The 15,159-nt window shown below is 49.8% G+C and carries 13 protein-coding genes and 2 pseudogenes; 2 read left to right on the top strand and 13 right to left on the bottom strand.

Annotated features, from left to right (window positions below; all coding sequences use genetic code 11):
- Window positions 1-135 precede the first annotated feature (135 nt).
- The gene (locus tag ACEW8N_RS04745) at window positions 136-1,389 is read left to right on the top strand and encodes a hypothetical protein (protein WP_373498656.1); all 1,254 of its coding nucleotides are present in this window, start codon (window positions 136-138) and stop codon (window positions 1,387-1,389) included.
- A 141-nt stretch (window positions 1,390-1,530) separates the two neighbouring features.
- Here ACEW8N_RS04745 and ACEW8N_RS04740 read toward each other — a convergent pair whose 3' ends face one another.
- The 5 genes from ACEW8N_RS04740 to ACEW8N_RS04720 all read right to left on the bottom strand — a co-directional run bounded on the left by ACEW8N_RS04740 (window position 1,531) and on the right by ACEW8N_RS04720 (window position 6,991).
- Window positions 1,531-2,466: a sulfotransferase gene (locus tag ACEW8N_RS04740; RefSeq protein WP_373498655.1), complete on the bottom strand. Its 936-nt coding sequence runs from the start codon at window positions 2,464-2,466 to the stop codon at window positions 1,531-1,533.
- A 16-nt stretch (window positions 2,467-2,482) separates the two neighbouring features.
- Window positions 2,483-3,748, bottom strand: coding sequence for a glycosyltransferase family 4 protein (locus tag ACEW8N_RS04735; RefSeq protein ID WP_373498654.1), 1,266 nt, complete (start codon window positions 3,746-3,748; stop codon window positions 2,483-2,485).
- Window positions 3,729-5,075 (bottom strand): hypothetical protein, encoded by a 1,347-nt coding sequence (locus tag ACEW8N_RS04730; protein WP_373498653.1) that lies wholly within the window; start codon window positions 5,073-5,075, stop codon window positions 3,729-3,731. The genes ACEW8N_RS04735 and ACEW8N_RS04730 overlap by 20 nt, the downstream gene beginning before the upstream one ends.
- Before the next feature lie 124 nt (window positions 5,076-5,199).
- Window positions 5,200-6,261, bottom strand: coding sequence for a glycosyltransferase family 4 protein (locus ACEW8N_RS04725; protein ID WP_373498652.1), 1,062 nt, complete (start codon window positions 6,259-6,261; stop codon window positions 5,200-5,202).
- Window positions 6,262-6,346: 85 nt separating this feature from the next.
- Window positions 6,347-6,991: a sulfotransferase domain-containing protein gene (locus ACEW8N_RS04720; RefSeq protein WP_373498651.1), complete on the bottom strand. Its 645-nt coding sequence runs from the start codon at window positions 6,989-6,991 to the stop codon at window positions 6,347-6,349.
- A 154-nt stretch (window positions 6,992-7,145) separates the two neighbouring features.
- Here ACEW8N_RS04720 and ACEW8N_RS04715 point away from each other — a divergent pair.
- A pseudogene (locus ACEW8N_RS04715) lies at window positions 7,146-7,571 on the top strand (hypothetical protein); the annotation flags it as partial.
- Here ACEW8N_RS04715 and ACEW8N_RS04710 read toward each other — a convergent pair.
- The 8 genes and pseudogenes from ACEW8N_RS04710 to ACEW8N_RS04675 all read right to left on the bottom strand — a co-directional run bounded on the left by ACEW8N_RS04710 (window position 7,531) and on the right by ACEW8N_RS04675 (window position 15,129).
- On the bottom strand, window positions 7,531-8,478 hold the full coding sequence (locus ACEW8N_RS04710) for a hypothetical protein (protein WP_373498650.1): 948 nt from the start codon (window positions 8,476-8,478) through the stop codon (window positions 7,531-7,533). The pseudogene ACEW8N_RS04715 and the gene ACEW8N_RS04710 sit on opposite strands and share 41 nt — an antisense overlap.
- 241 nt (window positions 8,479-8,719) lie before the next feature.
- Window positions 8,720-9,913, bottom strand: coding sequence for a glycosyltransferase family 4 protein (locus ACEW8N_RS04705; protein ID WP_373498649.1), 1,194 nt, complete (start codon window positions 9,911-9,913; stop codon window positions 8,720-8,722).
- Window positions 9,910-10,881, bottom strand: coding sequence for a glycosyltransferase family 4 protein (locus ACEW8N_RS04700; protein WP_373498648.1), 972 nt, complete (start codon window positions 10,879-10,881; stop codon window positions 9,910-9,912). The genes ACEW8N_RS04705 and ACEW8N_RS04700 overlap by 4 nt, the downstream gene beginning before the upstream one ends.
- A gap of 124 nt (window positions 10,882-11,005) precedes the next feature.
- A complete protein-coding gene (locus ACEW8N_RS04695) occupies window positions 11,006-11,944 on the bottom strand; it encodes a glycosyltransferase family 2 protein (RefSeq protein WP_373498647.1) in 939 nt (312 codons plus the stop codon).
- Between the two features lie 12 nt (window positions 11,945-11,956).
- Window positions 11,957-12,943 carry a glycosyltransferase family 2 protein gene (locus ACEW8N_RS04690; RefSeq protein ID WP_373498646.1) on the bottom strand — a complete coding sequence of 329 codons (987 nt, stop codon included), beginning with the start codon at window positions 12,941-12,943 and terminating at the stop codon, window positions 11,957-11,959.
- A gap of 16 nt (window positions 12,944-12,959) precedes the next feature.
- Window positions 12,960-13,145: pseudogene (locus tag ACEW8N_RS04685) on the bottom strand (DapH/DapD/GlmU-related protein); the annotation flags it as partial.
- A 472-nt stretch (window positions 13,146-13,617) separates the two neighbouring features.
- Window positions 13,618-14,502: a DmsC/YnfH family molybdoenzyme membrane anchor subunit gene (locus tag ACEW8N_RS04680; RefSeq protein ID WP_373498645.1), complete on the bottom strand. Its 885-nt coding sequence runs from the start codon at window positions 14,500-14,502 to the stop codon at window positions 13,618-13,620.
- A gap of 9 nt (window positions 14,503-14,511) precedes the next feature.
- A complete protein-coding gene (locus ACEW8N_RS04675) occupies window positions 14,512-15,129 on the bottom strand; it encodes a 4Fe-4S dicluster domain-containing protein (protein ID WP_373498644.1) in 618 nt (205 codons plus the stop codon).
- Between the last annotated feature and the right edge of the window lie 30 nt (window positions 15,130-15,159).

Raw genomic sequence — 15,159 nt, 5'->3', positions numbered from 1 at the left:
ATGGGGCACAATATGTTGAAGCCGAAAGCATGGCCTCTCCAACATATTGATATTAAAAGGAATATAAACCTAGACTTTTTCACAATGATTTAATATAGTTAGAGACCAATCCCTGCCAAGGAGGTCTCTAACTATATGGGCAAAGCAGATACAGAATCCGCCACCCGAAACAATAGAAGCATATGTGTGCCGTTTTCTCAAGAAATTTATAGCGCTAATGTCTCTGCTGCCGGAAATTTCAGGGAATACCTCGATGAATGCATTCTCTCCTTCCCTGAACTGTTTCCGCCCGAAATCAGCAAGGGGTACCGGATGAAGGACATCTACTACTCCCAAAAGCTGTCGATTCCGATTCGGCGCATTGACATCGGCGGTATTCCTTACACGATCCGTCCGTCTTTCGTCATGCCGTATATGACTGGTGTCACCGGTGACATCGAGAAAGCACTTTTCATGAGAAAGTTCGGCGTCCCTTTTTGGGCACTGAGCCATGTATTCGGCAAGGATCCCATGTATTGGTACAGAATCGAGCAGACACTTGGCCGAAACAGCATTGTCGGGACAACGGTCAGAAACCCACTTGACATTCCCGAGAATTTGGTCGCCGACGAAAAGCACACATGGATTCTCGGGAATAAAGCCTATATCGCCACAACCGTTGGCAAAGGATGCATCCTGGGCGCTTCGATCGCAAAGGATGCCGGTGAAGAGGCATTAATGGAAGGCTATGGCGTATTCAAGAATGAAGCGACGCGTTTAAACCCTGAATATGCGCCCAAAACTGCAAACACTGACGGTTGGAAAGCCACTCGGAAAGCATGGGCGACGCTCTTTCCCTCGATTGCCATTATCTGCTGCTTTCTCCATATCTTCATCAAGATCCGCGACAGGGCGAAAAAGAAGTACAAAGCCGTCTTTCTCGACGTGGCGGCCAAATTCTGGGAATGCTACCGCGCGGACAACAAACGCGCATTTTCTGAGCGGATCAGAAGGCTGAACGAATGGTGCAAGAAGAACGCGGTTCCTGATGCCATTCTAAATCCGATTGAGAAGCTACGTAAGAATATGGTTGACTATAGCGCGGCGTACCATCACCCAAACGCCCATCGGACCAGCAACATGCTGGATCGTTTGATGCAGCGAATGGATCGCCATCTTTTCAGCGCTCAATACTTTCATGGATCCAGGACAGCCGCTGAATTGAGCATCCGAGGGTGGGCACTGATCCAAAACTTTGCCCCGTGGTGCCCGGTAACCGTGAAACACCATGGTTATAGGTGCCCGGCCGAGAGGTTGAACCGATTTTGCTACAGCGAGAGCTGGATTGAAAACCTTTTGATATCGGGTTCGCTGGGAGGTTATCGTACCCCTCCCCAAAATCCGTTATAATCAGGAATTATTATGTCAAAGAACCGTGGCCAGAATGAAATCGCTTTGCCGCTGGCCGCATAAAGGGATCAGAACTCTGGACTGACGAGTTACTACAAATTCATCTAAATTTCTTACACAGTCACCTTATTTTGTACCACGTCATTTATATCCTAGTAAGCTATTAATCAAATCTCCCACCTTAATAAAATATGCAAAATCCGACCTGCTCAGATTACTCCTCCAAGCCTCATCCAGAGAGATTTCGGATGTGCTTCGAAAGCGCATATTATTCCCATTCAGTATATGATGCGAAATATTCATATAATCAAGCATGCCGCTTTCATATGCAATTTCTAAAAAATCGCAGAGATTCCGAAGAGTCTGCTGAGGGTATAATGCGAGGTCTTCATATTTCACGGAGACATATTTTTCACTTGGGATGTAACGCTTAAAAAGCTCAAGAGCCCTCTTGTTTTGATTTATCCAGGGCATTATGCTTTTTTTCTTTGATCGCCCTCTCTTCAGATTGGAGTAAAACACTCCCCTACCGTCCCGTGTGAGCAGAATTATTTTCACTTCATCTGGCTTCCTGAGAAACAATTTAACCGCCTTCAGGTAATCCTTGGAAGAATCCACAACGCAGGCTACATTTTTCAATCTCAACACTGTATCGTAGAGCAAGAAATTGTTTTCTATCCCTTCGTCAACAGGGTTTCTAAATTTCTCATGTTTACGGAATCCAAACGCAAGATCAGCATAAGCCAATGCTCGGCAGATCGTTCGCTTTAAATTATATCCGAGCGTCTGATGCCTCTTGTCGACGATCACCCTCGCATTGATAAAGCCAAGGTTCAATGCATAAGGATGACTGAACAAATTTACCCCCAACCGGCAACCCATGGAATCGATAATACCCTTCCAAAAACCACATTCATCCATAGGCTGACCACACATACACTTGGATCTAAGAGATATATTTTTTGGCAGCTGGGTAATCTCGCCAAGGGACTCCACTTGGGAATGAGACCCGATAAGCAAATCAAGCAGCGTGGATCCTGAATGCCCAGCGGAACAAATGAAGATGTACTTACCCATCTATCCTGCCTATTCTTTATGCGAAAAGCGAGTAATAAATCCGTTCAACTCTGTCTGCAATGGTCGAGTAGGTCCGGTTTTGAAACACCCAATTTCTTCCCATACGCCCGATTTTTTCAGCGACACCAGGGTTTCTGAGCAAATAAACTATGGCATCGGCGAAGGCTTTCTCTCTGTATTTCACACAGATGCCCCCACCGCTTTCCGCTATGATTCGCTTTTGCTCCGGGTGCTCGTTTGCGACAACCGCCTTTCCAAGGGCCATGTATTCTATAAGCTTTGTTGGCGATGTAGAATTCAGAATTGGCGTGGGATAAAATGGTGAAACGCACACATTACCGGCCCTAACCATCATGAGAGCCTTCGAGCGCTCCATAAATCCGGTGAACACGACAGCATCCATGACACCGAGATTGCGCGCCTCCCGCTTCAACATCTCGATGTCCTCATTCGTCTCCCCGGACCCGATGAGATACAACCTTGCTTCAGGCACCTCATGCAACACCATTGAAAGCACCCTGATCATGAAATCGATTCTTCTCACGGCGATCAAAGTACCGAGATATATAATTCTGGGATGAGCGTCGCCATCGCAGAGGTCGACTTCCTTTTCGTTACTATCGACTGCGAACGCATCTTCTTCAAATCCCATGGGAACCACCGTCATTTTCTGCTCATCGATGCCCTGGTCTTGAATGTCCCGTTTCATCTGATCGCTCTGAACAAAAACATGATCGGCACCTGCCAAAATGATCCGGTAAAGCAGAAACCTGTAAATCTCCCCCCTTATCAGGGAAACGGCAGGATACCGGGCGGATCCCTCCTGGGCCTCATACAAAGAGGCTTCGGCGAAGGGGAAGGAAAGCCAGAAAACATATTTTGTTCCGAAAAGTCTGGCTATAGCGAGATAAAGCACCGCGGTAAAGAAACGATCCTTCACTTGGATGACGTCATATCGCTTTCGCAACAAAAGCCGCGCACAGAAGGCATTATGCAAGAATCCAAGCAACTGCCTGTGAAGGCGATGAGCTAACTTTTCCCCTGTATTGGTAGGACCAACCCAGGCTTCACCACCCTGCCACCGGGTCTTGTATCCCTTCCTGCACTCATTTTGTGACTGCATTACCCAGTCGATCTTATGACCTTTCCCAGCAATTTCCTTGCCGAAGAGAACGGAGACATCTACTCTGAAAGGCGGAAACAGGTCACGCGCAAAGAACAATATTTTTATGGGGACTTGAATCATCTTCTGTGGATGGCGCTCAACCTCGCTGCGGTTCATTCGTACGCGAAACCGGCACCCCAATGCCCCATGGTTCGGATGTTTCGGGCATCGTTTTTTCAACCGAATAGCGTTTCGCGGCAATAAGGCCGGAGATATAGAAAAATGGATACATCAACTCGTTCTTTGTGATCAGGTTCTGGTACGGCATCGCCGCTGCAAATACGGCGATGACGCCAAGCCATCCTAAAGCGATGGATCCGGGTAGGTCCTTTTGATCCCTTAACTTCATAGCATCAAAGAACACCAGAAATAAAAACCAGACGATATGAAATATCCCGAAAAGGCCTATTTCCCAAATTGCTACCGATAACCCTGTCTTCTGCCCACCCAGGCGTATATACTCATCTGTATATTTCCCTTGAAACTTTTTAGAAAAGGAGACTGCCGCGTTTCCGATCCCAACCCCCCATATCAGCCTGAAAAGATCTTCCGAATTTTCCGTATAGGCATAGAGAATCGAATCCAACCTGCCGACCTCACTCTCGATTCCCCCAACCACCTGTTCGGCCTCTTTTCCTTTATATAGATACTCGGTCACCTTGCCCTTGGTATAGAATTCAACAACATCGTAATTTCTCTCATAAATTATTTTATATAGGAAATGAAAGCCGACGACCATCAAGATCATCGCGGGGATGACGGTTGCGACAACTTTTATGCGAGCCCCCTTTTTCACACCGAAAATCGAGGGGATGAGGACTGCCAGAGGCAGCAGGATCACCGTAGCCTTGGTCTCGTTGATTGCCGTTGGCAAAAACGAAACAAAAACAAGAATGGCGAAGGTCTTGAGGCTTATTCGCTTTTTTATGTAAAACCCGATTAAAACCGAGATGGTGCAGACCAGAAACAGCGTCAGGACCGGTGCCGCCGTCAGTGTTCCGGCAACTCTATCTCCAGAGAATGTATGAGCATATTCAACCATGCGCTGGTATACTGCCAGGGGGCATTGCAGCAAGGCAATGGCCAGCATCATCGTGATATGCCGCTTGAGACTCTCCTCTTCAATATCGTATATCAACGGCAGAAAATAAAACGGCACGAACTTAAAATACACCCTCAAGCCGTTGAGCACCGCAAGCGGCTGCACTTGGTTGCCAATGACGCCGATCAGAACATGGACCGCAAACGCCACATAAAAATAGAAATAGCTCGGTCGCAATTTTATTTTTCTGTATAGGGCGAAATATAACAAGATGTAGATACCGACAACCAGAGAAATCGTTTCAGGCAGAATGGCAAACCCCTTGAATGCTATTCCGGCTGTCTGAAAAAGATAGTTGCTGACATAAACAACAAAAAACAATAAGTAAATTAAATAGTTCATGATTTAAGCTTGTTTGGGTGACCCAAGATCAGGTGGTGAAATTCAGACCTCTCGTTCCTCATTGTCGTTTAGGTGCAGGATTGCTGCACCGGGACAACTCGTTCCATGTGAGGGCTATGCAAAATTACAGCAGGCCGTTGAAAAGCCTCACCAACTTCTCTGCGTTCCTCATGGAGAAGTATTCGCCGGCAAAGCACTGCGCGTTCGCCCCCAAGCGTTCTCTGAGATCGTGATCTTCGATCAGTAAGGAGACGTCCTTTTTAAGCTGTGCAAAAGACCCCGAGACAAGACCCAACCCGTGCCGATCAATGAGGCGATCGGGATTGACCGTCAGGCTGACCACGGGTACCTTTCTCAACCAAGCCTGTATGAAAGTATTTGGAAAACCCTCGCGCACGCTCGTGTTCACGAAGATATGGGATTTCGACAAAATTTCGTTCACTTCCTCCTGCCTCTTGGGACCAAGATATCTCAGGTTTGACGATTGGTTCATTAGCTCAAAATACTTCTGTTTCTTACGGATGTCTCCTTGGATTGCACCCACCATCAAAAACTGTACGTCGGCCAAATGACCGAGAGCCTTTGATAATTTTATAAAAAATTCAGGCTGCTTTATTTCCTTTAAATTCGCTACCCACACTACCTTTATGGAGGTTTTTTTTGATATGTTCTCAGCAGGAATAGGGTGAAAATTTGGAATAACCGCCGATGGACTCCGCCTGAAATTCTTTTCAAGAAGCCTTTTTTGATCTTTGGTCTGTGCGATTACATGTTCCGCATGTCTTATGCCATAATTTAAAAGGTATCTTTCTAAAGACCTATAAATAATTGATCTTGACAATACCGACGAAGAGCTTTCAAGATCATTCTCGTGCGCAATATGCCAAAACATCCGGCAGCAATACTTGGAGGCATATCTGGCGGCAATGCCAGTCTGAGAACAACCGACTCGCTGGTAAATTATATCAGGTTGAATTCGTTTTAAGATTTTCGGTAGGAAGAGTAGTTCATAGAGGTCCCGGTGGATTCCGTGTCTATTAACTCCAGGGTAGCCGTATTGAATCAGTTTGTATCCGTTTGAGGTGTAATTTGGATCAGATTCACGCGTTATAAAAAAAATATTAAACATATCGGTTAGTTGAAGTTCTTCAATAATGCATTTGGCTTGGTACTGAGATCCGCCCATGACCTTGCTCCAATGCCTTGGCATCAAAATGCATAAACGTTTTCGATTAGTGCTTTTCATATTCTTTAAGTTTTCTGTTTCTCTTTCAGTTTACTATTCTTTTTGCTTGTTCATATACAGGAACGCAAAGCCGTTTTACTATATTCTGCTCTTTATCCGTGAGCTGGTTTTTCTTTCCCGTGCTATTTTGGTGTATATGTTCACAGTATTGATCGCGATAATCAATCTCTATGTGCCGGTAAATCTTCGGAAGCTGCTTCTGTAAATCATTGACAAGCTCATCATATTCAACCACCATTAGCGATTGTTTACTTAACTTACCTGTAAGGTCAAAAAGCTGGGAAACCTTCCCGTTATAGGCCAGACAGGCCTTGAAGATTCGCGGAACACCGATCACCCCGAATCTCTGATATCTCCAGGAAAGATCCTCATCCAGCAGATCGGCGCCGCACGCCCGAAACAGTTCGTTGAGGGTCCAGCGCCGCCAATTGTACAGCAGAGAATAGACAACCGAAAAGGGATTCCGAAGCACCCAAACCATCCGATAGTCACCGTTATGTTCGAAATATTCATGGTAGCATTCGTTCAGGTAGGTCGTCTGAAAGCAAAACCGACCTGTCAGATCCGTCTCCACCTCACCTGAGAGAATGAGGGCAGCATCGAGTTCATCGTCTTTTCCGAACCAGTAATTGGTCATCCCGTCGCTGAGGGTGATGACCCTAGCCAGCATGGTGGTGCCCGAGCGCTGGCAACCGGTTATCAGAATGGCTTTCGGAAACCGGTCCAATCGGCGCAGCAGGGTGCATCCCTTCGGCCTGATGTGGCGGGCAAACTGTCGCCATGTTTTAATTCTGCATTTTTCAGGACGCATTGTAAACATCTCGGTAGATCCAATAACCAGGGGTGACCCCGAATCGCCGCTTCGCTGGACCTGTAAAAGCACAACGAAATTGACAAATGAATTGAAAGACAAAGGACATCAAGTCTGCCAACGCACTGTTTGGCCACCTCTGGATCAGCTTGGGGACAGCATGCAGTCTAACCGGAAAGCACTTGAAGGCAGTGAAAACCCTGATCGAGATGAACAATTTCAATATATTGCCAACAAGGTTAAGCAATTTCACGAAAACAGTTTTCCGGTTATTTCGGTGGATACAAAGAAAAAAGAGTTGATTGGTTGCTTTAAAAACGCCAGCCGGGAATGGCAGAAAAAAAGAGAGCCAGCCTACAATAACAGACACAAAAATCCTACCATTCATACAATACGAACTATCTGTCAGAGACTTTTTTCATTTCGCAATAAAACATGAAAAAACAATAGATCCTTTGCCCTGGGTAATGCTTCATAACATCAGGCAAATTTCTAAAAAATATTACCTTCCCAGCCATACCATCCGGTATGTTGGAATAAATTCGTTCTTTGAATGACTCCGGTGAATAGAATCGGGCGAAAGGTACTTTTTTGCCATCACTTCTCCAAACCCTTTTTGCACCTCTGTCTATGACGATGTTTTTTTGGTCGCAATATGGGCTCGTTGAGACAATGTGTGTATCATTCATATAGAGAGGTAGTATCGAATAGCGCCCCTCTTTGCTTAAAATCCTGCCGGCCTCCCCTATGAATCGGATGTCAGCATCACCCATAAAACACTCAAAAGCGCACTGTGTCGATAGCGCTGTAGCAAATCCTTCAGGAAGATTGGTATTACCTGCATCGGCGCCGATATTGATACCGTGAATACCACCCGGATAGGACATATCCAACCTAAAGGACTTAATTTTCTTATCATTCAGAATGATCGCCCAGTTGCTCTTCGCGGATGCGACATCAATATATACGTCATTTGGGCCCAACTCCAAGTACCGAAAGGCCATGTAATGTTCAAGACACTTCTCAATTAAAAGATCCTCCTCTCGTTGATAGTATTTTTTGACATCGGAGAACTTATCCAACCATTTCTCGAAGTCTGCGATATCAATATCAACATCTTGAACAGGTACTCCCAGATCCAACAGCCGATCTTTCAATCGAAAATACAGATCCTTATTGCCGAAAGGATCCTGAAAAAAATGGTAGCAGGATGGCCTCTCCTCTTCTCGGATATTCTGTGAATCAACCACTTGCGCTATTATAGGAAGCATATCTTCAACTTCTGCCCTGACCAATTTCGCAATGTGTTTTTTAACCTTTTCTTTGCCCCGTGCAATCCACTTCATTGAAGAACTCCTTTGTATTTTTGCTTTCAGTTAGATATTCAGGCTAATGGGATTAAATATTCGTGAAGCGTCATAATATTCAAAATCGCAAAAACTTGAATATTTAGGATCAGCGATTAAAATTGCCTCATTATAATCAAACCTTGGAGTTCTTTAATTATACCAAATGGAAAGGCTCATGATGCTATTGCACTTTTGGCCAACGCTGAATTCCAATAGTCTCCTTGGAATCACTATATTTTCATGGCTTCAATAACCTCTCAGCACATCGATATACAGATAAATATTGTTTTGCGATATTTTCCCAAGAATATCCCTCGGCGGCCATCCGCGCATTCTCGCCAAGTTTCTCCTGAAGAACCCGATGGTCAAGAACGGCTGCGATGGCTTCGGCGATGGCTGCCGAGTCTCCCGGCGGAATCAGCAGCCCGGTTCGCTGGTGACGGACAAGCTCCCGGTTCCCGGAAATGTCCGTTGCCACAACGGCTTTTCCAGCACCCATGGCATCCAGCAACGCAAGGGAGAGGCCTTCGGCGCCCTCATCCAGGGAGGCTGAAACATAAACATCACTAGCGCGATAGAGCGCTGCCAGCAGGTCGTCCCTGCCGGCCGCATCATTTGAAGATTTGCGCCCGAAATTCTGAAACGGTATCGGCCCCGTCAGTATCACCTTGTCCTCCAACTTCAGCGCGCTGACGGCTTGTTTCAGCGGTTCCTGGTTTCTGCCCACAATGACCAGCCGGGCATCCGGATGGCTATTGAGAATGAAGGGCATGGCTTGAATCAGGATCTCCTGTCCCTTGATCGGCCGATAATTCCCCACGCTCAATATCATCCGAGGAGAATTCCGAAGGCCTATACGTTCCATCGGATTCAAGTTCATCCCGCATTGGAATCGCTCCAGATCGATTCCGTTGGGGATATCGATAATTTTGTCTTCGTCTCCACCCGCCTCCACGATGGACTTCCGGATGCTTTCGCTGATGGCGGTCAATATCTGTGCCTTATCCAATGCCGCTTTGACCTTGAAGGCTTTTTCAGGGTCCAGCAGCATACCGAAGTTGATTTCCGGGATCCTGCGAATATCCGTTCCATGGGGGGTGACCACCAGCGGGACCGGTTTCCCTTTCCCTATTTTCGAGACAGTATAGCCGCATGGATAGGTGTTGTGGGCATGAATAACATCCGCACCAAAAATAATGAGGTCCATACGCAACTGCCAGGATAAAACGACCTCATTCATGAACCCACGCAGCGTCGGCCATCGGTGGACCGGATACCCGAATTTAAGTCGACGATTTTTAAACCACCCTGACGGCCCCAAAACCCTGACTCGGTGACCCATCCGGTGAAATTCGCGCGCAAGATAATGCACAACGATTTCTTTTCCACCGACGGAAGGCAGAAAGCTATTGGTGTAAAGTACAATATTCATTGTACAACCTCCATGACGACCCGGTAAACCGCTTTCATCTGACTGGAGACTCTTTCCCAGGAGAACGCCATCGCACGCCTGCGGCTCGCCTCGCCAAAGGATTTTCTTTTGCCTGAATCGCACTTCAGGGCCTCAATCGCCTCAACAACAGCCCGAACATCTCCCTTGGGCCCCAGGAGTGCGCATTCCGGTTCCACATAGTCCCGGGTGGCTTGCATGTCGGTGGAGACAATGGGCAGGCCGCATGCCATGGCCTCGAGGATGCTGTTATTGGCGGTGCCGTCGATCAACGGCAGCACCAGGAGATCGGCCTGCTGATACAGTTGAAGCAGGCGCTCATCCGATATCCGAGTCATCAGGGTGACATTTTCGATTCCCTTGAAGAAGCCATGGAAGGCCTCCGGAATCACGCCGCAGAAAAGGACGGAGGGATCGCGGTCCGCAATCACCCTGGCGGCCTCCGAGAGCGTCTGAAAATCGCGCAGATGAGTTCCCACAAACAGGCATTGGAATGCACGATCCCTGCCTTCGGGTTCGAGGGTTCTGCCTTCGGGCCGAAAATAGTCGACATCGATCCCGTGAGGCACAAAGAAAACACGCTCCGGAAGAATCAGGCTATCAAATATTTCCCGCTGGGAATTGGATACGATGACAACGGCGTCAAGTTGCTTCAAAAACCTGTGGTTCGGGATAAGCTGTCGGAATTTCGAAGGCGGGGTGTGGTATGTGGCGATCACCGCGTTTCTTACGGCCGTACGCTTCATCTCCCCAAGGTACCGATAGGAGTTCTCACCATATATGAAATGAAAAATCTGGCCGGATTTTTTCAGCCATTTCCAGGCGGCTACAGCTTCATTGTATACCGCGCCCCGATGATACCACCTGACGCCTGATCGATGGGCCAGCCGGTTGAGGTTTTTGGCGAGAAGTCTCTGGAAGAGGGTCCACCGGACTGGTTCTGCGGACACCCGGCAGTCCAGATGATCTGCTAGGCGGTCATATCCCGATGGACCGGCATGATTGGTCATCCTCAGGGTGATCAGATTGAGATCGTACACAAATCCTCGAATTGGACCGGAAGGGATTCCGGCTTCAGAATACAGGTTTTCTTTCGGAGTAGAAGAGCGACCCCACCCAGCCGATGAGATTCCTTTTTCTCTTTCCAGGCCAATACCGGCAGGGGAAATATTTGCTGGCCTTGAAGATGCTCATGATTCTCACGATAGGATGCTCGACCCGCTCCGCGAAATGCAGCCCTACCTTGGAAAATTGCCGCATCCCTTTCTCATAGAGTTCCTCCCTGTCGCGTTCGGCGTATCGGTAGATGAGGTCGATCGCCTGTTTGAAGTCCTCGCACCATTTGATGGCTGCAGCGGCGTGTGTGCGCTGCTCGCCGTGCTCCCGAAAGCTGGCCTTTAGTTCCCGGATGTTTAGTATCGGCCATCGATGAGCGATTTCAATGATGGCGATACCGTCCTCAAACAGGTTGTTCCGAGATCGAAATCCGCCAGCTTCCCGTAGCGCCCTGGTATTAAACAGTGTACTGCAAAGATAAAACGGTGTCTTGCCGGTCAGCCACGCCTCGTAAAGATCCAACGCTTCGTTACTCTTGACTTTATTTGGCCGCTCAATGACAAGTCCACCGTCTCCATCAACGATCCGGGTTCCGGTTCGTATGAACCCAAAGCTATCCTGATGTCCGGCGCGTTCCATACAGGTACTGAGTAAGTCGCCGTCGATGAGGTCATCGTCATGCAGCAGAAGGAAATAGCCTCCCCCGGCCGCATGGAGAAGGGCGTTGTAATTTCCGTTCGAACCGATATTCACCTGCCGGCGGATGTATTTCAGCCGGGGGTCCTTATAGGATGTAACCACCTTCCCGGTATCATCGGTGGAGCAGTTGTCCGAGACGATGATTTCGAGGTTCGGGTAATCTTGCGCCAGCGCGCTTTCGAGGGTCAGCGGCAGGGTCCCGTGAGCCCGATTATAGGTCGGGATTCCAATGGTAATCAATGGCCAGTCAGATTTCATCCGTCCGTCCTGTCATTCCTGTCTTAAATTGTTCACATCGAAATTGATAAATTCAATCAGGCTCTGCCTCGCAATCCCCAGCGATAGCGCGGTCTTCATCTGTTCTTTGACCTCTTGCCTTGGATATAAGAGGATGCAGTTTTTCCAGCAAAATGGCCGCTGTCCAAACACGGCGCGCTTGCCGTGGATCAAGGCATCCCGTAAAAGAGTGAAACGGCCCTGCCTGTTGGTGAGCTGCGTAAACGCCACCTTGGAAATCCCCTGCCAGAAAACCCGCCGGATGATCCATTGCTGATCCATGCGCTCCTTGGGGACCCGGTGATGTACCACGATGTCGGGTGCATACAGGACAAACATGCCCGCCTGATGAAGGCGGTAAAACAGCTCCTTCTCCTCATTGGAAAGGAGGGATGTCTTGATGCGCCCCAGGCGGGTGGTGAACCCGCCGACACGAACGAACACCTCCCGCCTGAAGGCCATGTTGACCCCGAAAGGATGCTCTGGAAAGACCATTCGTTTTTCGGTTTCCCCGGACAGGGTCGATCCGTAGAACATCCCAAGCTCATCCGTCAGCCAGTCGGGTCTGGGCCCCTCGAACAAAGGGATGGAGTTGCCGCCGACGCCGTCGGTCTTGGGATGGCGTTGAAAAACCGACACCAGGGCCTGAAGCCAGTCTTCGCGAAAATAGATGTCGTCATCCACGAAGGCGATGATCCGGCCACGGGCCGCCTTGATCCCCTTGTTCCGCGCGAAGGAGAGGCCCGGGTTGGGTTCGAAAACATAGTTTAGATCGCCGCCGTGGGACTTCTCAAACGTCTCAACCACCTTCCGGGTTCCGTCCGTCGAGTTGTTGTCAACCACCACCAGCTCAACGCGACATTCGCCCTTTTCAACACTTCCCCAACTCCGAAGGGTTTCTTCCAACATGTCGGCGCGGTTGTAGGTGCACACCACAACGCTAATTTCCACGCCGTCTCGATTCTCATGTACTTTTTCCACGGGGTCTGAACGGCTCCTATCGTTCCTTGACAATGCGCGCCGGGTTTCCCGCGGCGATGGTGTCGGGAGGCACATCCCGGGTGACAACGGATCCTGCGCCCACGGCCGCGCCGGCACCGATGGTGACCCCGCTGGTGACGATGACGCCGACGCCCAGCCACGCCCCGTCGCCGATGATGATGGGTCCCCGGCTTTCCACCGGCTGTTCGATGATGGGGATGTCCGGCTTCAACCCGTGATTGTAGGAGTAGAGGGCGCAAAACGGGGCGAGCATCACGTTTTTGCCGATATGAATGGAATCATGATAGGCGTTGATCTGACAGCGGGGGTGGATGCTCGCCTTTTCATCGATGAAAAGGTCCCCCCCCATCCCCGATTCCAGAAAGACCTGCCGGAAGATGATCACGCCGTCGGCCAGGGTCATGCGCCCTGTTCCGTCCCGCTTGAAAAGGATGCTCCCGTCGTCGATGAAAACGCGGCTTCCCAGGGAAAGCTCATCATGATCGATGATCACCGATGGGGCCACATATCCCGTCGGCGCCAGGTGGGCCAGGGCAACCCTCGATTTATGGGGTGCGACGAAAAGGGCGGCCATTCTCATGGCAAAGCGCCCCGTGGGCGTCAAACCGCCCCTTTGGATCCAGAACCGCGTCCATTTGCGTACGAATCGATTGTCAGGTCTGTAAAAAGGCGTCATGTTTTCTGGATTCCCCGGGAGTGCCGATCGATACAGGCACCAAATAGTCGATGCCGGTGATCAGCCGCTGCAGCCGGTAATACCCGCAGGTCAATATGAACGCCCCGCAAAGGGCATAAGCTGCCGAGGCAACGGCCCCCTTTGGCGGAATTCCGCTGAACAGGAGTACGGCAAGAATCAGCAGGGGCAGCACCCCTCCCGCACCCGCGTCCGCGATCCTCACCCGATGTGACCGAATCGGCGGAACCGCCGCAGGCGTTTCGATATGGGTTCGGACATACAGGCCCTTCTGCCAAGTCACCAGCGCCAGAAAAATACAAACCCATCCGTATACCAGGACAGCCTCATCGACGGGGCAGACATCCGCAGCCGCCAGCAGCAGAGCCAGACCAAAGGCGTTCAGGAGCGACGCCGTGATGAACATCAGCGGAAGGATCGGGCGGCGCCAGGCCGGAACGGCGGACGAACGATACAAAATCATCGCCTGGCTGATGACAAACATCACCCCTGCGGTTGCCGTAAGCATGGGCAATACCGTATCCCCGCGCTTCCGTTCCATCAGGGAAAGCACGATGAAAAGGGTCGCAAAGACGACCTCGCGGGACATCCATGATCGTTTCACATTCAAAAAGAGATACAGCCCCCGGAATGGACGTCCAGCCTCCACAGCAACGGCCGCCAGCCCCAAAGCCGTCAGGGCCGCGGGGAGGAGATCCATGACATTGCCGCTCCCCGCCTTGGAGTCCGGACCGAACAAGACCAGCAGGATATAAAATCCAATGCCTGTTCCCCCTAAAAAAAAGTTGAGTACGGCCGGCCCGCGCCAGTGATTCTGTTTTTTTCCGGATATGATTTCGACCATAGCCCTGTTTCAATCGATGATATAGTACAGTGAGGGTTTTGTTCCCGAATCTTCCGAGAGCCTTATGGTCGGGTTGTTTTCGATCAATGCAGACACTTGGCTGTCCGGATCGTCTATATCCCCGAAATGGAGTGCCCCCGTACCGCACGTCACAACGCACAAGGGGGTCGCATCGGGGTCCGCACCCGGCTTCAAGCCCTTTTCTTTCCCTTTTTCGATCCTCGGCATGCAGAAATGACACTTTGTGCAGGTCTTTTTCCGGGGGTCATGCCGGGAGGTTCCGGTCTCGAAATCATACTGAGGCGTATCCAGCACCCTCGCATCATAGGGGCAGGCCAGGATGCAGGCGCCGCACCCGACGCACTTGTCCGGATCAACGGCCACGATGCCGTCCTCGCGCCGGTGGGTCGCCGTCGTCGGACATACATTCAGGCACGGAGGGTTTTCACAGTGCATGCAGGCTCGGGTCAGGAAATGCCGACGCCGATCCGGAAGCTCCGGATCACCCATCTCCTTTATTTTGCGCCAGGCCCCGTCGGCGATGTCATTGGCCTGGCTGCAGGCGAGGATGCAGCTTTTGCACCCGATACAGTGCCGGATATCGATGACCATGACCCAATGTGTCATTTTGCATTACTTTCCATCTTCCGCATCACG

The sequence above is a fragment of the Desulfococcus sp. genome (assembly GCF_041737845.1).
Lineage (GTDB): Bacteria > Desulfobacterota > Desulfobacteria > Desulfobacterales > Desulfococcaceae > Desulfococcus.
This window is presented reverse-complemented; position numbering and strand designations above follow the sequence as displayed.